This window comes from Streptomyces sp. NPDC096012, from assembly GCF_040426375.1.
In the GTDB taxonomy this organism is placed as follows: Bacteria; Actinomycetota; Actinomycetes; order Streptomycetales; family Streptomycetaceae; genus Streptomyces.
On sequence record NZ_JBEOTD010000006.1, the window covers coordinates 1 to 17,649 of the forward strand.

The 17,649-nt window shown below is 71.9% G+C and carries 16 protein-coding genes and 1 pseudogene; 5 read left to right on the plus strand and 12 right to left on the minus strand.

Features of this window, described 5'->3' with window-relative positions:
* Positions 1–217 precede the first annotated feature (217 nt).
* From ABVB68_RS08470 to ABVB68_RS08480, 3 genes and pseudogenes are all read right to left on the minus strand, one after another.
* Positions 218–580: a four-helix bundle copper-binding protein gene (locus tag ABVB68_RS08470; protein ID WP_353600277.1), complete on the minus strand. Its 363-nt coding sequence runs from the start codon at positions 578–580 to the stop codon at positions 218–220.
* A gap of 174 nt (positions 581–754) precedes the next feature.
* Positions 755–1,129, minus strand: a pseudogene (locus tag ABVB68_RS08475) (Scr1 family TA system antitoxin-like transcriptional regulator); the annotation flags it as partial.
* Positions 1,130–1,363: 234 nt separating this feature from the next.
* Entirely contained in the window at positions 1,364–2,521 is a 1,158-nt protein-coding gene (locus tag ABVB68_RS08480) for an acyl-CoA dehydrogenase family protein (RefSeq protein ID WP_353600278.1), read from the minus strand.
* Positions 2,522–2,702: 181 nt separating this feature from the next.
* Here ABVB68_RS08480 and ABVB68_RS08485 point away from each other — a divergent pair, with 181 nt between their 5' ends.
* Positions 2,703–4,046 carry a UDP-glucose dehydrogenase family protein gene (locus ABVB68_RS08485; protein ID WP_353600279.1) on the plus strand — a complete coding sequence of 448 codons (1,344 nt, stop codon included), beginning with the start codon at positions 2,703–2,705 and terminating at the stop codon, positions 4,044–4,046.
* A gap of 136 nt (positions 4,047–4,182) precedes the next feature.
* On the opposite strand, the gene ABVB68_RS08490 is transcribed toward ABVB68_RS08485, so the two are convergent.
* The gene (locus ABVB68_RS08490; RefSeq protein ID WP_353600280.1) at positions 4,183–4,689 is read right to left on the minus strand and encodes a CGNR zinc finger domain-containing protein; all 507 of its coding nucleotides are present in this window, start codon (positions 4,687–4,689) and stop codon (positions 4,183–4,185) included.
* 83 nt (positions 4,690–4,772) lie between these two features.
* Between ABVB68_RS08490 and ABVB68_RS08495 the strand changes: the two genes are divergently transcribed.
* Positions 4,773–5,141, plus strand: a complete 369-nt coding sequence (locus ABVB68_RS08495) for a VOC family protein (protein ID WP_353600281.1) — start codon at positions 4,773–4,775, stop codon at positions 5,139–5,141.
* Between the two features lie 60 nt (positions 5,142–5,201).
* Positions 5,202–5,594 carry a VOC family protein gene (locus ABVB68_RS08500; protein WP_353600282.1) on the plus strand — a complete coding sequence of 131 codons (393 nt, stop codon included), beginning with the start codon at positions 5,202–5,204 and terminating at the stop codon, positions 5,592–5,594.
* Between the two features lie 281 nt (positions 5,595–5,875).
* Here ABVB68_RS08500 and ABVB68_RS08505 read toward each other — a convergent pair whose 3' ends face one another.
* The 4 genes from ABVB68_RS08505 to ABVB68_RS08520 all read right to left on the minus strand — a co-directional run bounded on the left by ABVB68_RS08505 (position 5,876) and on the right by ABVB68_RS08520 (position 10,075).
* A complete protein-coding gene (locus ABVB68_RS08505; RefSeq protein ID WP_353600283.1) occupies positions 5,876–6,982 on the minus strand; it encodes a dipeptidase in 1,107 nt (368 codons plus the stop codon).
* Positions 6,983–7,215: 233 nt separating this feature from the next.
* On the minus strand, positions 7,216–8,412 hold the full coding sequence (locus tag ABVB68_RS08510; RefSeq protein ID WP_353600284.1) for a dipeptidase: 1,197 nt from the start codon (positions 8,410–8,412) through the stop codon (positions 7,216–7,218).
* Positions 8,413–8,417: 5 nt separating this feature from the next.
* Positions 8,418–8,939 (minus strand): 5-(carboxyamino)imidazole ribonucleotide mutase, encoded by a 522-nt coding sequence (gene purE, locus ABVB68_RS08515; RefSeq protein WP_353600285.1) that lies wholly within the window; start codon positions 8,937–8,939, stop codon positions 8,418–8,420.
* Positions 8,936–10,075 carry a 5-(carboxyamino)imidazole ribonucleotide synthase gene (locus tag ABVB68_RS08520; RefSeq protein WP_353600286.1) on the minus strand — a complete coding sequence of 380 codons (1,140 nt, stop codon included), beginning with the start codon at positions 10,073–10,075 and terminating at the stop codon, positions 8,936–8,938. Before ABVB68_RS08520 ends, purE begins: the two co-directional genes overlap by 4 nt.
* 183 nt (positions 10,076–10,258) lie before the next feature.
* Here ABVB68_RS08520 and ABVB68_RS08525 point away from each other — a divergent pair, with 183 nt between their 5' ends.
* Complete coding sequence (locus tag ABVB68_RS08525; protein ID WP_353600287.1) at positions 10,259–10,765, plus strand: GtrA family protein; 507 nt, start codon at positions 10,259–10,261, stop codon at positions 10,763–10,765.
* A 27-nt stretch (positions 10,766–10,792) separates the two neighbouring features.
* Here ABVB68_RS08525 and ABVB68_RS08530 read toward each other — a convergent pair whose 3' ends face one another.
* The gene (locus ABVB68_RS08530) at positions 10,793–12,064 is read right to left on the minus strand and encodes a sensor histidine kinase (protein ID WP_353600288.1); all 1,272 of its coding nucleotides are present in this window, start codon (positions 12,062–12,064) and stop codon (positions 10,793–10,795) included.
* Positions 12,065–12,095: 31 nt separating this feature from the next.
* The gene (locus ABVB68_RS08535) at positions 12,096–12,773 is read right to left on the minus strand and encodes a response regulator transcription factor (RefSeq protein WP_353600289.1); all 678 of its coding nucleotides are present in this window, start codon (positions 12,771–12,773) and stop codon (positions 12,096–12,098) included.
* A 493-nt stretch (positions 12,774–13,266) separates the two neighbouring features.
* Here ABVB68_RS08535 and ABVB68_RS08540 point away from each other — a divergent pair, with 493 nt between their 5' ends.
* Complete coding sequence (locus ABVB68_RS08540) at positions 13,267–14,805, plus strand: peptide MFS transporter (protein WP_353600290.1); 1,539 nt, start codon at positions 13,267–13,269, stop codon at positions 14,803–14,805.
* A gap of 73 nt (positions 14,806–14,878) precedes the next feature.
* On the opposite strand, the gene ABVB68_RS08545 is transcribed toward ABVB68_RS08540, so the two are convergent.
* Positions 14,879–16,174: a hypothetical protein gene (locus ABVB68_RS08545; RefSeq protein ID WP_353600291.1), complete on the minus strand. Its 1,296-nt coding sequence runs from the start codon at positions 16,172–16,174 to the stop codon at positions 14,879–14,881.
* A 2-nt stretch (positions 16,175–16,176) separates the two neighbouring features.
* Positions 16,177–17,469 (minus strand): hypothetical protein, encoded by a 1,293-nt coding sequence (locus ABVB68_RS08550; RefSeq protein ID WP_353600292.1) that lies wholly within the window; start codon positions 17,467–17,469, stop codon positions 16,177–16,179.
* Positions 17,470–17,649: the final 180 nt, after the last annotated feature.

Genomic DNA, 17,649 nt, shown 5'->3' on the forward strand with positions numbered 1-17,649 from the left:
CTCCGGTTGTCGTGAAGACAGGCATCTCCACTACGCCCGGAGGTCTCCTCTTGATCAACTACCGACGCGAGTCACCAACCTCTTGGCCGAGTACAACTAGCCGCCGCCGTCCGGCCCGACCGCCCGGCCCGGCAACGCCGCGGGGGGAAGGGCCGCCGCCCCTCCCCCGTGCCGCCGGCGGGCACGAAGGCGGCGTCCGCGGCAGGGCGGGTTCGGCTCACGTGGTGGCGCCCGCCATCGTCCGGCAGGTGTCGGCGCAGCGGCGGGCCGCTTCGGCACAGCGCGTCATCTGCTGGTCGTCCGGCATGGACATACACGCCTCGGCGCACATGTCGCAGACCTTCGCGCAGAGCGCGCACATGTCCGTGGACACCGGCGAGCGCCGCATCATCATGTCGGCGCACAGGCGGGTCGTCTCGGAGCAGTCCATGAGCGCGCGCATGACCTGCATCTGCTGCGGGCCGCCCTTCTGCATGCAGAGGCTCATGGTCTCCTCGCACATGCTGTGGCAGTTCATGCACGCCGCGATGCAGTCCTGCATCTGCGGGGTGAGCGCGGGCATCGCCGGGGACTGGGTCATGGCTCCTCCTAGGAGGGGGGGACCCGGGAGCGGATCCCGTGTGCTTCCGTCCTACGTCCGGGACCGCCACCCCGCACGCCGGCGGGAGCCCGCGTGCCGGGGGGCAACGCGGGAAGAGGTACTCCCTCAGCATTTCCCCATGATCACTACCGAGGGGTGCACCGATATCGCTTGTCACGTGAAGGAGGCCACCGCATCCGCTATCAGGGAACGTGCCGCTGCTCCCCTCGCGGCCACCTGCGAGAGCCGGTCGAAGGCTCGGGCGTACAACTCGACCTGGCTGGGCTGCGGGAGGGTGGCAGCAGCATCCAGCGTGTCCGCGTGCACCCTGGTGTCGTCGAAGATCGTGAAGGTTGGCATCGGCCACATAGTCCGCTGCGCCGAGAACGGGACGATCCCGACGGCAATGTTCTGGAGATCCATGACCCCGAGCAGATGACCAAGCTGCGCTGCCATCGTCTCTGCGCTGCACAGCCGGTAGCGCAACACGGACTCCTCCAGTACAAACGAGAACCGGCGTGTGCCATCGCGACGATGTTGACGCGCGGCGCCGACGACCCGACGGAGGCGTCAGAGGTCGCCTGATACGCGTACGACGACAGCCCCCGGCGTCATGCCGGGGGCTGTGCTGTTTGTGCAGGTCAATGGCTGTTTTCAGTCCGGCATCCGCCCGGTGTTCCCCCGGCATGACGCCCAGGAACGGCCCTGACCGGGCCGCAACGGCCAGAAAGCCGAGGTGTCCCTCCGGACCTTCTAAACAGCTTCCGACCTGCAAAAACCCTGCTAGGGAAGGTTCCTTGCCATCACGATCCGCTGAACCTGGTTCGTGCCCTCGTAAATCTGGGTGATCTTGGCGTCGCGCATCATGCGCTCGACCGGGTAGTCGCGGGTGTAGCCGTAGCCGCCGAGGAGCTGGACGGCGTCCGTGGTGACCTCCATCGCGACGTCCGAAGCGAAGCACTTGGCGGCCGCGCCCTGGAAGGTGAGGTCGGCGTCGCCGCGCTCGGAGGCCGCGGCGGCCTGGTAGGTCAGGGCGCGGGCGGCGGCGATCTTCATGGCCATGTCGGCGAGCATGAACTGGATGCCCTGGAAGTCGGCGATCGGCTTGCCGAACTGCTTGCGCTCCTGGACGTAGCCCTTGGCGTAGTCGAGGGCGCCCTGGGCCACACCGAGCGCCTGGGCGGCGATGGTGATGCGGGTGTGGTCCAGCGTCTTCATCGCGGTGGCGAAGCCGGTGCCCTCCTCGCCGATCATGCGGTCGGCGGGGATGCGGACGTTGTCGAAGTAGACCTCGCGGGTCGGGGAGCCCTTGATGCCGAGCTTCTTCTCCGGGGCGCCGAAGGAGACACCCGCGTCGGACTTCTCGACGACGAAGGCGGAGATGCCCTTCGAGCGCTTCGACGGGTCGGTCACGGCCATCACCGTGTAGTAGTCGCTGACACCCGCGTTCGTGATCCAGCGCTTCACGCCGTTGAGGATCCAGTGGTCGCCGTCGCGGACCGCCTTGGTCTTCATGCCGGCCGCGTCCGAGCCGGCGTCCGGCTCGGAGAGGCAGTACGAGAACATCGCGTCGCCCTTGGCCAGCGGGGTCAGGTACTTCTTCTTCAGGTCCGCTGAGCCGGAGAGGATCACGGGGAGCGAGCCGAGCTTGTTCACGGCCGGGATCAGGGAGGAGGAGACGCAGGCGCGGGCCACCTCCTCGATCACGATGACCGTGGCGAGCGCGTCCGCGCCGGCGCCGCCGAACTCCTCGGGCACGTGCACGGCGTGCAGGTCGCCGGCGACCAGCGCATCGAGGGCCTCCTGCGGGAAGCGGGCCTCCTCGTCCACGGCGGCGGCGTACGGCGCGATCTTCGCCTCGACCAGTGAGCGGACGGCGTCGCGGAGCATGTCGTGCTCCTCGGACGGGCGGTACAGGTCGAAGTCAGCCGTTCCGGCCACGGTCTCTCACGCTCCAAAGACGCAGTGATACTGACGCTAATTACCGTTAAGTAACTCAAATCTTAGAGGCCTGTCGTGGGCACGCCTACGTGAGCTTGGCGACAGCGGGGAAATTGCCCGCCGAAGGGCCCGGCTATGCTCGGGCACCGCACCGAACAGGTCCCCGAGCTGGAGCACACCCATGAGCCTGAAGATCACCGTGATCGGCACCGGCTACCTCGGCGCCACGCACGCCGCGGCCATGGCCGAGCTGGGCTTCGAGGTGCTGGGGCTGGACGTCGTACCCGAGAAGATCGCCATGCTGGAGCGCGGCGAGACGCCGATGTTCGAGCCGGGGCTCGAGGAGCTGCTGCGCCGGCACGTGGCCGGTTTCGAGGGGTCCTCGGGCCGGCTGCGGTTCACCACGGACTGGGCGGAGGTCGGGGCCTTCGGCGACGTGCACTTCGTGTGCGTGAACACCCCGCAGAAGCACGGCGAGTACGCGTGCGACATGTCGTACGTCGACTCCGCCGTCGCCTCGCTCGCGCCGCATCTGCGCGGACCGGCCCTGGTGGTCGGCAAGTCGACGGTGCCGGTGGGCTCGGCCGACCGGCTGGCCGCCTACCTCGCCGAGCACGCGCCGGCGGGCGGGGACGCCGAACTGGCCTGGAACCCGGAGTTCCTGCGCGAGGGCTTCGCCGTCCAGGACACCCTGCACCCGGACCGGATCGTGGCCGGGGTGCGCAGCGAGCGGGCGGAGAAGCTGCTGCGCGAGGTGTACGCCACTCCGCTCGGCGAGGGCACTCCGTTCGTGGTGACCGACTTCCCCACCGCGGAGCTGGTGAAGACGGCGGCGAACTCCTTCCTCGCGACCAAGATCTCCTTCATCAACGCGATGGCGGAGGTGTGCGAGGCCGGGGGCGGTGACGTGGCGAAGCTGGCGGAGGCCATCGGGCACGACGACCGGATCGGCAGCAAGTTCCTGCGCGCGGGGATCGGTTTCGGCGGCGGCTGTCTGCCCAAGGACATCCGGGCGTTCATGGCCCGGGCGGGCGAGCTGGGCGCGGACCAGGCGCTGACCTTCCTGCGGGAGATCGACTCCGTCAACATGCGCCGGCGCGGCCAGATGGTCGAGATGGCCCGCGAGGCGCTCGGCGGCGGGTCCTTCCTCGGCAAGCGGGTCGCGGTGCTCGGCGCCACCTTCAAGCCCGACTCGGACGACGTCCGCGACTCGCCCGCGCTGAACGTGGCCGGGCAGATCCACCTCCAGGGCGGCCAGGTGACGGTGTACGACCCGAAGGGCATGGCCAACGCCCGCAAGGTCTTCCCGACGCTGGGCTACGCCGATTCCGCCCGGGAGGCGGTGCGGAGCGCGGACATCGTGCTGCACCTGACCGAGTGGCGGGAGTTCCGCGAGCTGGACCCGGCGGCGCTCGGCGAGGTCGCGGCGGCCCGGGTGATCCTGGACGGGCGCAACGCCCTCGACCCGGAGCTGTGGCGGCGCGCGGGCTGGACCTACCGGGCGATGGGCCGCCCCACCGCGTAGCCGCGGCAGAGGCGAGCGGGGAGGCCCGCGGAGTGCGGACGGCGACGCCGGTTCGGCCGAGGCTCAGTCGGCCGAACCGGCGTCTTTCCGCATTCTGCACCATGGGACACATACGTGGCCCGTGAACCCCGGTGGTTCACGACTCCTTGGCCCGGTACCGGCGCATCTTCGCGCGTGCGCCGCACACCTGCATCGAGCACCAGCGACCGCGTCCGGCGGGGCTGCGGTCGTAGTACGCCCAGTGGCAGGTCGCGGCCTCGCACGCCTTGAGCCGGGTCCAGGTGCCGGCCACGAGCGCCTCGGCGACCGCGGCGGCGACCCGGGAGGCGAGGGTGCTCTCGTCGGCCGGGGCGAGGCGGGCCGAGCCGTCGTGGTCGTCCACGGCGACGTACAGCGGGGCCCGGGCCAGCAGGGTTCCCAGCGGGGCCACCGCGCGGTGCGGCGGGTGGCCCGCGTGGGCGAGCAGCGCGGCCCGCAGCGACTCGCGCAGCTCCCGGGCGTCGGCCAGGCCGGCCTCCGTGACCCCGAGCCGGCCGCGGCCCTCCGGGGTGTCCAGCGAGTCGGCGCCCGTCTCGATGTCGAGCGTGTTCACCAGTGACTCGACCAGGGCCAGGCCGCCCGGAGCGGCCGATCTCTCGCTCATGCTTGCGACGTTACCCCTTCTGCGGGAGCATGCAGTAACCGTTACCGGTTGCCTGCCTTCACAGGTAACCCGAGGAGGTAGTCATGGCTCTCGCCAAGCTCGGCGCCGTGGTCCTGGACTGTCCCGACCCCCGCGCACTGGCCGACTTCTACGCCGGTGTGCTGGGCGGCTCGGTGGAGGAGGACCCCGAGGACGGTACGTGGGTCGACCTGAAGGTGCCCGGCGGCCCCACGCTGGCCTTCCAGCGGGCGCCCGGGTTCGTGCCGCCGCGGTGGCCCGCGGCCGACCGCTCCCAGCAGTTCCACCTGGACGTGGTCGTGGAGGACCTGGACACGGCCGAGAAGGGGGTGCTGTCGCTGGGCGCGAAGCCGCTGGACGCGGAGGACCGCTCGCGCACCTTCCGCGTCTACGCCGATCCCGCTGGGCACCCGTTCTGTCTGTGCGCCTGCTGACTGTCTGTGCGCCTGCCGAAGAAGGAAGACGCGAGAGAAGCGAAGAGAGAAGGAGGACACATGGCGTCCGTCGTCCGTTTCCGTTCCGTCGTGCTCGACTGTCCCGATCCGTACGCGCTGGCCGAGTTCTACGCGGCGGTGGCCGGGGGCCGCCCGCAGGCCGCGGACGACGACTGGGTGGTCCTGCAGGTCCCGGACGGCCCGCGGCTCGCTTTCCAGCGGGCCGAGGGGTACGCCCCGCCGGAGTGGCCGCGGGCGGACAGCAACGGCCAGCAGTTCCACCTCGACTTCGACGCGGGCCCGACCTGGGAGGAGCTGGACGCCGCGCACGAGCGGGTGCTGGCGCTGGGAGCCCGCCCGCTGGATCTCGAGGACCGCGAGCAGAAGGACTTCCAGGTCTACGCCGACCCGGCCGGGCACCCGTTCTGCCTGTGCCGGATCGAGAAGCCCTGACGCCCGTTCGGGAACGGCCGCCGGGGCGCTCCGGCACCCCGGCCGCCCTGGCTCGGCCGTCGTCACGGCCCTGACTCGGCCGTCCGGGCCGGCCCGACCGTCCACGTCGGCTCGGCGCACGGCTCGACTCAGCCCTCCCGACCGGCCCGGTCGGCCGGTCGGTCGGTCGGTCGTCCAGGCAGGCTCGCCGTCCCCGTCGGCTCGGCTCAGCCGTCCGGGCCCGGCTCGCCCACTCAGTCCTCCGGGCCGGCCCGACCGTCCACGTCGGCTGGGTCCAGGTCTCAGGCGTCCAGGTCGGTGATGCGTGCCGTCGACGCGTCCCTGCGGTGCTGTGCGGCGCGGGCCGTGAAGTCCGCGGTGCGCAGCACGCGCTGCACGTTTCCCCAGGTCAGCAGGGCCAGCTCGGTCTCGTTCCAGCCGCGCCTGAGCAGTTCGGCGACGAGGTGGGGGTAGCGGGAGGCGTCGGCGAGGTCGCGGGGGTGGACGGCGCCGGAGTCGTAGGTGCCGGACAGGCCGACGCACTCCGGGCCGGCCACGTCGCGGACGTGGTCGAGGTGGTCGGCGACGTCCCGGACGGTCGGGCCGGTCTGTTCGGCGGTCAGCGGCACCATGCACAGGCCCTTGGCCCCGCCCAGCGCGGCGAGCAGGTCGTCGGGCAGGTTGGCCGGGTGCGGGCGCAGGCTCCGGGCGGCGGACCGGGTGCACAGCACCGGCGTCCTGGAGAGGGCGACGGTCCGCTCGACGGTGGCGGCGCAGGCGCCGGAGACGTCGGCGACGACGCCGAGCCGGTTCATCTCCCGGACGACCTCCTCGCCGAACCGGGTCAGCCCCGTCTCGCCCGCCCAGGCGGTGCCGGAGAGGGTGAGCACGCGCAGCCCGAGGGCGTGCAGGATGCGCAGGATGGCGAGGGAGTCGTCGATCGCCGCCCCGTGCGCGGGGCCGAGGACGACGGCGACCCGGCCGCGGTTGCGGGCGTCGATGATCTGCCCGGCGGTGCGCACCAGGCGCAGGCCCTCGGGGTGCGCCTCGACGACCGTGCGCACCTGGTCGAGCTGTTCCAGGGTGGCGGCCACCGCGCGGTCGCCGCCGGGTCCCTCGGGAAGGTGCAGGGACCAGAACAGCGCGGCCACATGCCCCTCGCGCAGCCGGGGCACGTCCGTGTCGACGGCCGCCTCGCCCAGTTCCAGGTCGTAGAAGGGCAGGTGGCGCAGGGCCCACGGCAGGCCGCTGTAGCCGTCGGCGACCGGGTGGGCGGCGAGCAGGGTGTGGGCCCGGGACAGGTTCTCCTCACCGGCCGGGTACGGCTCCTCGTGGAACAGGCGCTCCGGCAGGCCGTCGTCCTCGCCGACCTCGGTCGTGGTGTGGATGTCGTCCTGGAGGTCGGCCATGGGCGGGCTCCGTACGTCGGGGGCTACGTCGGTCGTGAGCTACGTCGTGCTGCGGCTGGCGTATCGCCACGGTCGCACGGAGGGCCGGGAGACTTCCTGGTGACTGGGGCGTTCGGGTGCCGGTGAGGTCCCGGGGACCGTTCGGATGACCTCGTCCGGGGTCCCGCCCGGGACCGGTACCTGATGTGCGCGGGCGGGGCGGACGGCCGCGCCGACCACCCCGCCCCGCGGGATCAGGCGGAGGCGCCGTCGAGCGACTCGATGGTGGCGTTGGACGCCGGACGCGTGGCCTGGAGGTCCCGGGCCACGTCCTCCGCCGCGCCCAGCACCCGTACCGCGTTCTGCCAGGTCAGCTTGGCCAGGTCGGCCGTGGACCAGCCGCGGTCCAGCAGCTCGGCCAGCAGGTTCGGGTAGCCGGAGACGTCGTCCAGGCCGTCCGGGGTGAACGCGGTGCCGTCGTAGTCGCCGCCGATGCCCAGGTGGTCGATGCCGGCCACCTCGCGCATGTGGTCCAGGTGGTCGGCGACGTCGGGCACCGTGGCGACCGGGCGCGGGTTGCGCTCCTCGAAGGCACGGTGGATCTTCATCGCCTCCGGGCTGGTGTCCAGGTGGTGCAGGCCGTGCGCGCGCATGTTCTCGTCGGCCTCGAGCGTCCAGTCCACGGCGGCCTGGAGCACGAACTTCGGCACGAACGTCACCATCGCCATGCCGCCGTTGGCGGGCAGGCGCTCCAGGACGTCGTCGGGGATGTTGCGGGGGTGGTCGCACACCGCCCGCGCGGAGGAGTGCGAGAAGATCACCGGCGCGGACGTGGCGTCCAGCGCGTCCCGCATCGTCGTCGCCGCCACGTGCGAGAGGTCGACGAGCATGCCGATCCGGTTCATCTCCGCCACGACCGTGCGGCCGAAGGCGGACAGGCCGCCCACGACCGGCTCGTCGGTCGCGGAGTCCGCCCAGTCCACGTTGTCGTTGTGGGTGAGCGTCAGGTAGCGCACGCCGAGCGCGTGCAGGCCGCGCAGCGTGCCGAGGGAGTTGGCGATGGAGTGGCCGCCCTCGGCGCCCATCAGGGAGGCGATACGGCCCTCGCGGCGCGCCGCCTCCATGTCGGCGGCCGTCAGCGCGGCCCGCAGCTCACCGGGGTGCCGCTCGATCAGCTGCCGTACGCAGTCGATCTGCTCCAGCGTGGCCGGCACCGCGTCCGGCAGGTCCGAGCGCACGTACACCGACCAGTACTGCGCCCCGACCCCGCCCGCGCGCAGCCGCGGGATGTCGGTGTGCAGGTGGGCGTCCTGGCGTTCGGTGAGGTCGCGGGCGTCGAGGTCGTAGCGGACCTGGTGGCGCAGCGCCCACGGGAGGTCGTTGTGGCCGTCGACGACGGGGAACTCGCGCAGCAGGGCGCGCACGGCGTCCTGCGAGGCCGGAGAGGTCATCCGCGTCACTTCCCGAAGCCGAAGCCGCCGGCGGCCTCGACCTTGGAGCGCAGCCGTTTGCCCTTCTCGGTGGCCTGGTCGTTGAGTTCCTGCTGGAAGTCACGCATCCGCTGGAGCAGCTCCTCGTCGTGCGCGGCGAGCATACGGGCCGCCAGCAGTCCGGCGTTGCGGGCGCCGGCGACCGAGACCGTGGCGACCGGGACACCGGCCGGCATCTGCACGATCGACAGCAGGGAGTCCATGCCGTCCAGGTACTTCAGCGGGACCGGGACGCCGATGACGGGCAGCGGGGTCACGGAGGCGAGCATGCCCGGCAGGTGGGCGGCGCCGCCCGCACCGGCGATGATCGCCTTCAGACCGCGCCCGGCGGCCTGCTCGCCGTAGGTGATCATCTCGCGGGGCATGCGGTGCGCGGAGACGACATCGACCTCGTAGGCGATCTCGAACTCGTCCAGGGCCTTGGCGGCGGCCTCCATGACGGGCCAGTCGGAGTCCGACCCCATGACAATGCCTACGACCGGGCTCATTCGGTGATCGTCCCTCTCAGGTAGCCGGCTGCGTGACGGGCGCGCTCCAGCACGTCGTCGAGGTCGTCGCCGTAGGTGTTGACGTGGCCGACCTTGCGTCCGGGCTTCACGTCCTTGCCGTACATGTGGATCTTGAGCTTGGGGTCGCGGGCCATGCAGTGCAAGTACGCGGAGTACATGTCCGGGTAGTCGCCGCCGAGGACGTTGACCATGACGGTCCACCGGGCGCGCGGGCGCGGGTCGCCGAGCGGGAGGTCGAGGACCGCGCGGACGTGGTTGGCGAACTGGGAGGTGATCGCGCCGTCCATGCTCCAGTGGCCCGAGTTGTGCGGTCGCATCGCCAGTTCGTTGACGAGGATGCGGCCGTCGCGGGTCTGGAACAGCTCCACCGCGAGGTGGCCGACGACGCCGAGTTCCTTGGCGATGGTCAGGGCCATCTCCTCGGCCGCGACCGCGAGGCCGGCGTCCAGGCCGGGGGCGGGGGCGATGACGGTGTCGCAGACGCCGCCCACCTGCCGCGACTCCACCACCGGGTAGGCGACGGCCTGGCCGTGCGGGGAGCGTACGACGTTGGCGGCCAGCTCGCGGACGTAGTCGACCTTCTCCTCGGCGAGGACGGGCACGCCCGCCCGGAACGGCTCGGCGGCCTCCTCCACGGAGTCCACGACCCACACGCCCTTGCCGTCGTAACCGCCGCGGACGGTCTTCAGGACGACCGGGAAGCCGTCGCCCTCGGCCGCGAAGGCGGCCACGTCGGCGGGATCGGCCACGATCCGGTGCCGTGGGCACGGGATGCCGATCGAGTCGAGCCTGGCGCGCATCACCCCCTTGTCCTGGGCGTGCACCAGTGCGTCGGGTCCCGGGCGGACGGGGATGCCGTCCGCCTCCAGGGCCCTGAGGTGCTCGGTGGGTACGTGTTCGTGATCGAAAGTGATCACATCGCAACCGCGCGCGAACTCACGCAGCGTGTCCAGATCGCGATAGTCGCCGACGACGACATCGTTCACCACCTGGGCCGCGGAGTCCTGAGGGGTGTCACAGAGAAGCTTGAACCTGATGCCCAACGGGATGCCCGCTTCGTGCGTCATACGCGCGAGCTGCCCCCCGCCGACCATGCCGACTACCGGGAACGTCACACCCCTAGGGTATCGGCCACCCGGAGGTCGGCCGGATCCCGTACCGTCCACGGCCTCTTACCCACTGCTTTCCCGTCTCTTTCCGATCCGTTTCCCGCCGGTAAGCCGGTCCGGGGGCGGCGGCGCGCGCGGCTGGATAGAGTGGGCGGGTTGACGAACCCTACCGACGGGAGCTGCACAGCCATGGAACCTCGTTCCTCGGGGCTGCAACGGCTCGTACGCGAGGTCGCCAAGTTCGGCGCCGTCGGCGGCGCCGGCGTCCTGGTCAATCTCGGTGTGTTCAACCTGGTCCGGCACGTCTCCGACCTGCCGGTGGTGCGCGCCAGCATCATCGCGACCGTGGTCGCGATCGTGTTCAACTACGTCGGCTTCCGGTACTGGACGTACCGCGACCGGGACAAGGGCGGCCGCACCCGGGAACTGACGCTGTTCCTGCTGTTCAGCGCGATCGGCCTGGTGATCGAGAACGGGCTGCTGTACCTGGCGACCTACGGCTTCGGCTGGGACAGCCCGCTGCAGAGCAACGTCGCCAAGTTCGTGGGCATCGGCGTCGCGACCCTGTTCCGCTTCTGGTCGTACCGCAGCTGGGTCTTCCGGGCGCTGCCGGCCCGCGAGGCGGAGTCGATCCTGGCCGCCGAGGCGAACAGGCCCGTGCCGGACGGGACGGCATCGAAGCAGCACGTCCCGTAGGCGGCCCGGGCGTCCGGGTGCGCTCGGTCAGCGGACCGTCGGCCGCTCCTCGTCCGCTCTGCGGGACGGTGGCGTGCGGGAGAGGAACAGGCCGAACACCGGGGGCTGCGCCTGCAGCAGCTCCAGCCGTCCGCCGTCGGCCTCGGCCAGGTCGCGGGCGACGGCGAGGCCGATCCCCGTGGAGTTGCGTCCGCTGATCGTGCGTTCGAAGATCCGCGCGCCGAGGTCGGCCGGAACGCCGGGGCCCTCGTCGGTGACCTCGATCACCGCCTGGTTGCCGGTGACCCGGGTGCGCAGGGCGACGGTCCCGCCGCCGTGCATGAGCGAGTTCTCGATCAGCGCGGCCAGCACCTGGGCGACCGCGCCCGGGGTGCCGACGGCCCGCAGATGCCGCTTGCCCGAGCTGACGACGGCCCGGCCGGCGCTGCGGTAGGCGGGCCGCCACTCGGCGAGCTGCTGCTGGATGACCTCGTCCAGGTCGAAGGAGACCGCGGAGCCGGTGCGCGGGTCGCGCGAGTTCGTCAGCAGCCGCTCCACCACGTCCGTCAGCCGCTCGACCTGCGTCAGCGCGATGGTCGCCTCGTCCTTCACCGTGTCCGGGTCGTCGGTGAGGGTGATCTCCTCGAGCCGCATGGACAGGGCGGTCAGCGGCGTACGGAGCTGGTGGGAGGCGTCGGCCGCGAGGCGCCGCTCGGCGGTCAGCATGCGCCCGATCCGCTCGGCGGAGGAGTCCAGCACATCGGCGACCCGGTCCAGCTCGGGGACGCCGTAGCGCTTGTGCCGGGGGCGCGGGTCGCCGGAGCCGAGGCGCTCGGCGGTCTCGGCGAGGTCGGTCAGCGGAGAGGCGAGCCGGTTGGCCTGCCGCACGGCCAGCAGCACGGCCGCGACCACCGCGAGCAGCGCGACCAGTGCGATGATCAGCAGGGTCCGGCCGACCTCGCGGGTCACCGCGGAGCGCGGCTCCTGCACGGTGACCGTCTCGCCCTCCTCGCCGTGCTGCGTGGAGTGGATCACATCGCCCTGCGGCTTGCTGCCGATCTCGATCGGCGCCCTGCCGGGCATGTTGATCAGGACGTACTGGTCCTTGCTGACCGGGTTGCGCAGCACGTCCGCGTTGACGTTCTCCGCGGCGAGGATCCGGCTGTCCACGATGCTGGTCAGCCGCACCGCCTCGGACTCCACCCGCTCCTGCGCGCTGTTGCTGATGGTCCGCGTCTCGACGATCACCAGGGACAGGCCGAAGACGGCGATCACCACGAGGACGACGGCGAGGGTGGACTGAATGAGGCGTCGGCGCATGTTCTCTCACCCCGAGCCGGCCCCGGGGGGCTCAGCTCTTCTCGAAGCGGAAGCCCACGCCGCGCACCGTCGCGATGTACCGGGGGTTGGCGGCGTCGTCCCCGAGCTTCTTGCGGAGCCAGGAGATGTGCATGTCCAGCGTCTTGGTCGAGGACCACCAGGTGGTGTCCCAGACCTCGCGCATCAGCTGGTCCCGGGTCACGACCCGGCCGGCGTCCCGCACGAGGACCCGCAGCAGGTCGAACTCCTTGGCCGTGAGCTGCAGTTCCTCGTCGCCCATCCACGCCCGGTGCGACTCGACGTCGATCCGCACGCCGTGCGTGGCCGGCTGCTGCTGCGGCTCGGCGGAGCCACGCCGCAGCAGGGCCCGCACCCGGGCGAGCAGTTCGGCGAGCCGGAAGGGCTTGGTGACGTAGTCGTCGGCGCCGGCGTCCAGACCGACGACGGTGTCCACCTCGTCGGCCCGCGCGGTCAGGATGAGGATCGGCACGGTGTGGCCGTCGGCGCGCAGCCGGCGGGCGACCTCCAGGCCGTCCATGCCGGGCAGGCCCAGGTCCAGCACGACCAGATCGACGCCGCCCTGCATTCCGGCGTCGAGCGCGGCGGGTCCGTCCTCGCGCACCTCGACCTCGTAACCTTCCCGGCGCAGGGCGCGGGCCAGCGGCTCCGAGATGGACGCGTCGTCCTCGGCGAGCAGTACACGGGTCATGAGGTGATGGTAGACCGCCCGTGAGCACCGCCGGGGCGTGATCGCTTCCAGGGATTCTTACCTTCACGACCTGCTGGTACGAACCATCGACTTGGAGATGCGATCGTAGAGGGGACCTTTGAAACGGGTCCTGTGGTTCCCCCGACACCTGTGATCCGCGTCTCAAGTCCTTCCATATCCGGCAGTGTCCTGCCGTATGGTGACCTCAGCGCCTCTAGCACACCGGGGACCTTTGGCGGGCACTTGACGTTGAAGGTCTCTTTTGCGTGCGGCTGGTCATCGACCAGCTTGGAAAGGAATGACCTCTGGCCGGGCCCCGGACGCAGTGAAGCGTCGCGGGGCGTGGATCCCGGTGGTCGCCGTCCGCCGTTCCGCGATCCGGAGCGGACTCCCCCTGGGCGTAGGGGTGGACGGCCGACCCTGCCGGTGCCGGCCGCACCCCCACCGGGCGCGCAACGCTCCAGGCGCGCGTCCCGACCAGCAAGGAACGACCATGGCGTCCAGCCTGACGAAGGACTCGGTCCGCCCGGGCACCCCCGGTTCCGACAAGACCTTCTTCGGCCACCCCCGCGGACTGGCCACACTCTTCATGACCGAGATGTGGGAGCGCTTCAGCTTCTACGGCATGAGGGCCCTCCTCGTCGTCTACCTGCTCTCCGGCGGCCCCGACGCCACAAAGGGCAGCATGGGCGGCGGTCTCGGCATGGACCTGGCCACGACGACCGCGATCTACTCGGTCTACATGTCGATGGTGTACCTCCTCGCCATGCCCGGCGGCTGGCTCGGCGACCGGGTCTGGGGCCCGCGCAAGACCGTCGCCATCGCGGCCGTCACGATCATGGCCGGTCACCTGGTGCTGGCAGTGCCCGGCGGTCAGGCTCCCTTCTTCGCCGGTCTCGGCCTGGTGGCGCTCGGCTCGGGTCTGCTGAAGGCCAACATCTCCACCATGGTCGGCCACCTGTACGAGGGCCCGGACGACCCGCGCCGTGACGGTGGCTTCACGATCTTCTACATGGGCATCAACATGGGTGCCTTCTTCGCGCCGCTGGTCATCGGCACGGTCGGCCAGGAGGTCAACTGGCACCTCGGCTTCGGCCTCGCCGCGGTCGGCATGGCCATCGGTCTCGCCGCGTTCCTGATCGGCACCCGCCACCTGAACCCGCGGAGCAACGACGTCCCGAAGCCGCTGGGCACCGAGGAGCGCGCCACCTGGCTGCGCAAGGGCCTGATCTGGCTGGCCGTCGCGGCCGTCTTCTACGGCATCGTCGGCCTCACCGGCCACTTCACCCTGAACTGGGCGATGATCCCGCTCACCGTGATCGGTCTGGTCATCCCGGCCGGCGTGCTGCTGCGCATCAAGCGGGACAAGGACCTCTCGGACGTCGAGCAGTCCAAGATGACGGGCTACATCTGGTTCTTCGTGGCCGCCGCCGTCTTCTGGATGATCTACGACCAGGGCGGCTCCACCGTCCAGGCGTTCGGCGAGAACAAGGCCGCCGGTTCGCTGTTCGGCCTCGGCTTCCCGTCCTCGTGGTACCAGTCGCTGAACCCGGTGTTCATCATGGCGCTGGCGCCGGTCTTCGCCTGGATCTGGCTGTGGCTGGCCCGCAAGGGCAAGGAGCCGAGCACGGTCGCGAAGTTCGCCGCCGCCCTGTTCTTCATCGGTGTGTCGTTCTTCTTCTTCCTGCTGCCGCTGGGCGTGGCGTCCGACGGTACGAAGGTCAGCCCGATGTGGCTGGTGGGCATCTACCTGATCCAGACCGTCGGCGAGCTGTGCCTGTCGCCGGTCGGCCTGTCGGTGACCACCAAGATGGCTCCGGCCAAGTACGCCAGCCAGATGATGGGTGTCTGGTTCCTCGCGGTCACCGCGGGCGACTCCATCACCAGCCTGCTCTCCAACCCGGCCATCGCCGGTGTCGACCTCAGCGGGTCCGGCGCGGTCCTGGTGGAGGCGGTCCTCGCCGCCCTCGCGGGTGTCGCGGTCTACATGTACCGCCGCAACGTGAAGTCCCTGATGGGCGACGTCCACTGAGCTGATCCGAGGCTGTGGGAGGCCACCGCGTCACCGGACGCGGTGGCCTCTTCGCGTGCGTACGCGGCCGCCGCTAGCGGGTCCTGCGCCCCGGCAGGAACGTGAACACCGCGCCGCCCAGCAGGATCGCGGTGCCCGCGACCAGGCCGAGGGCCTCCAGTCCGCCGTGGTCGCTCGCGCCGGTCTCGGCGAGGCCACCGTCGCCGCTCCCGCCGCCGGCACTCCCGCCGCCGCCGCTGCCGCCGGACGACGATGTGCCGCCGGCGGCGCCGCCGGGCTGCTGCGCGGTGTCCAGGGTGAGCGAGATCTGCGTCCTCACCGGCGTGCACGTCGTGGTCGTACCGAGCGCCTTCACCGTCAGGACGCCCGGCGACAGGGTCGAGGTGCCGCTCGCGCCGGGCTTGTAGGTGCCGGTGAGGTCGGGCACCTCGATCGGGTCACCGGACTTGATCGGGCCCGCGTTCGCCGGGCCCGCCACGTGCACCGTGCCCTTGTCGGCGCCGCCCAGCACCACCTCCATGGACGGTTTCACGGAGTCCTTGGGGATGTCGGCGGGGCTGTCCATGACCGACTTCTTGAACCGCACGGTGAGGTCGTAGCTCCCGCCGTTCTTCCTGGCGTCGATCTGCACCGGCGAGGTCGCGTTCTTGTCGCCGATCGGGGTCTTGCAGGCGTAGGGGATCCGCACCTCCTTACCGGTGAAGTCGGTCTGACCCGTGCCGCCGGTCGCGGTGGCGGTCGGCGTCGCGGACCCGGTGGGGGTGGCGGACCGGGTGGGCGTGGCCGACCCGGTGGGCGTCGGGCCGGGGGTGCCGCCCGCCGTCACCTGGATCGTCGCCGCCTGCTGCACGGCCTCCTTCGGCGTGCACCTGGTGTCCGTGGACATCGCGTTGACCGTGTACGCGTCCGGCGTCAGCGTCACCTCGCCGGCCGTGGTCAGCTTCAGGGTGCCCTTCATGTCGGAGAGCACCATGGCGCCGCCCTTGGGGATCGCCGGGTTCTCCCGAGGCCCCCGCAGCGTGACGTCGGCGCTCTGCGCACCGGCCGCCTTGAGCACGCCGGACGGCTGGACCGAGTTCGCGGGCAGGTCGATGATGTCCGGGTTCCTGGAGGCGGCCTCGGTGAACTTCCACACGATGTCCACCGTGTCCCCCACCTTCGCCGTGGCGGGGGCGGTGATCTCGACCTTCGTGGTGCCGTCGACGGGATCGATGCCCGCGGGCGGCACGCAGTGGGTGGCGTACGACACCTGCGCCGCCTGCGCCGGCACGGCCGCCACGCCCAGCAGGACGCCCGCACCGCTCAGCACCAGCGCGGCACCGGCCGCGGTCAGCCGGTGTGCCCCGGCCGGTGTGCCTCTCCTTCGCATGCTCACTTGGGTCCCTTCGGAATGGGAGTCGTAGGACTCGTCGGGCTGTCGTCGTGCGGTGCGGAGAGCCGGCCGGCCGGGCCGCCCGGAGCGGAGTGCGGACTGAACCACGGGAGGGGCGCTGTGGGGGCCGGGGCGGGGTGCGACGCCGGGCCCTGCGCCGGGTCGGGCGACGGGTTCGGCGTCGGATTCGTGGGGTGCGGGGCCTTGGGGGCCCGTGAGTACGTCCGGCGCAGGGCGGCCCAGGACAGGCGGGGCAGGGCGGACAGGGCGGGAAGGGCGGCCCTCCGGGACAGGCCGGGCAGGGTGGGCCGGGGCAGGCGCCGGTGGCCGGTTCGGCCCGCTCCGCCGGCTCCGCCCGATCCGCCCGATCCGCCCGTGCGGCCCGATCCGCCCGTTCGGCGCGGTCCGCCCGCTCGGCGGGGTCGTACCCGGTCCACCACGGCCATGCCGATGCGGAACAGGGCCGCGGGTACGACCAGGCAGAGCAGCAGCCAGAACAGCGTGACGCCCCAGGGGCGGCCCACGGCCCACGGCTGCTCGGCGAGGGTCCGGCCGTCGTACCGCAGGGTCACGGCGTAGTCGCCGTGGGCGCCGGCCGACAGCTCGACCGAGAGCTTGATCTGTGCCTTTCTCCCCGGCGCGAGGGTGCCGTGCCACTGCCGGTCGTCCCACTGCGGGGCGAAGACGCCGTGCGCGGTGCCGACCTGGAAGACCGGGTCGCGGACCGGGCCGGTGCCGGTGTTGCCGACGGTGAGGACGAGGGTGCGGGTGGGCGGGGCCCCGAACCAGGTGAGCGGCCCGCTGGAGCCGGTCAGCCGGACGTCGGACAGGACCGCCAGCCGGCCGCCGGAGCGCACGGCGGGCAGCGGGGCGACCGGGTGCCCGGCGACCCGCAGGACGGCGTCCGCCTCCGCCTCGGCGCCCGTGACGGTGGCCACGTGCACCACGCAGGGGCAGGGTACGGGCGGTTCGGCGACCGGGAGTTCGCGGCTGAAGGCGCCCCGGGCGTCGGTGGTCACGGCCCTGCCCTCGCCGTTGGCGCAGGAGTTGGTGCCTCCGACGACGCCCCGGGACGGCGTGGCCCGCCCGCAGACCAGCAGCATCAGCAGCGTGTGCGGCCGCCATCCGGTGCCGTCGGCGGTCACCGAACCGCCGCTGCCGGCCTGGGACGCCGACAGCCGCACGGCCGGCCCGTCCACCGCGGCCACCGGCGCCGCGAGGGCGGTCAGCACGAGCAGCGTGAGCACCGCCAGCCACGCCGACGGCCGCAGAATCCGTACGGTGCCGCTCATCTCACCGGCTCTCCCGCCCACTCGGCACCGGCCGCCGGAGCCCGCCCGACGCCGCCCCGCGCCGACTCCCCGCCGACAGCCGGGCCCGCGTCCACCGCCACGCCTCGGCGGACCGCCGGGGCGCCGCCGGAAGCCCCGCTCCCCCCGGCCGCCGGACCCTCACCGGACGCCCCGCTCTGA

What these genes read in the sequence shown, in the direction of transcription:
- ABVB68_RS08485 (WP_353600279.1), top strand. Translation starts at nt 2,703, where the DNA reads ATGAGCCTGAAGATCACCGTGATCGGCACCGGCTACCTCGGCGCCACG.
- ABVB68_RS08525 (WP_353600287.1), top strand. Translation starts at nt 10,259, where the DNA reads ATGGAACCTCGTTCCTCGGGGCTGCAACGGCTCGTACGCGAGGTCGCC.
- ABVB68_RS08550 (WP_353600292.1), bottom strand. Translation starts at nt 17,469, where the DNA reads ATGAGCGGCACCGTACGGATTCTGCGGCCGTCGGCGTGGCTGGCGGTG.
- ABVB68_RS08510 (WP_353600284.1), bottom strand. Translation starts at nt 8,412, where the DNA reads ATGACCTCTCCGGCCTCGCAGGACGCCGTGCGCGCCCTGCTGCGCGAG.
- purE (WP_353600285.1), bottom strand. Translation starts at nt 8,939, where the DNA reads ATGAGCCCGGTCGTAGGCATTGTCATGGGGTCGGACTCCGACTGGCCC.
- ABVB68_RS08540 (WP_353600290.1), top strand. Translation starts at nt 13,267, where the DNA reads ATGGCGTCCAGCCTGACGAAGGACTCGGTCCGCCCGGGCACCCCCGGT.
- ABVB68_RS08530 (WP_353600288.1), bottom strand. Translation starts at nt 12,064, where the DNA reads ATGCGCCGACGCCTCATTCAGTCCACCCTCGCCGTCGTCCTCGTGGTG.
- ABVB68_RS08490 (WP_353600280.1), bottom strand. Translation starts at nt 4,689, where the DNA reads ATGAGCGAGAGATCGGCCGCTCCGGGCGGCCTGGCCCTGGTCGAGTCA.
- ABVB68_RS08470 (WP_353600277.1), bottom strand. Translation starts at nt 580, where the DNA reads ATGACCCAGTCCCCGGCGATGCCCGCGCTCACCCCGCAGATGCAGGAC.
- ABVB68_RS08500 (WP_353600282.1), top strand. Translation starts at nt 5,202, where the DNA reads ATGGCGTCCGTCGTCCGTTTCCGTTCCGTCGTGCTCGACTGTCCCGAT.
- ABVB68_RS08535 (WP_353600289.1), bottom strand. Translation starts at nt 12,773, where the DNA reads ATGACCCGTGTACTGCTCGCCGAGGACGACGCGTCCATCTCGGAGCCG.
- ABVB68_RS08495 (WP_353600281.1), top strand. Translation starts at nt 4,773, where the DNA reads ATGGCTCTCGCCAAGCTCGGCGCCGTGGTCCTGGACTGTCCCGACCCC.
- ABVB68_RS08505 (WP_353600283.1), bottom strand. Translation starts at nt 6,982, where the DNA reads ATGGCCGACCTCCAGGACGACATCCACACCACGACCGAGGTCGGCGAG.
- ABVB68_RS08545 (WP_353600291.1), bottom strand. Translation starts at nt 16,174, where the DNA reads ATGCGAAGGAGAGGCACACCGGCCGGGGCACACCGGCTGACCGCGGCC.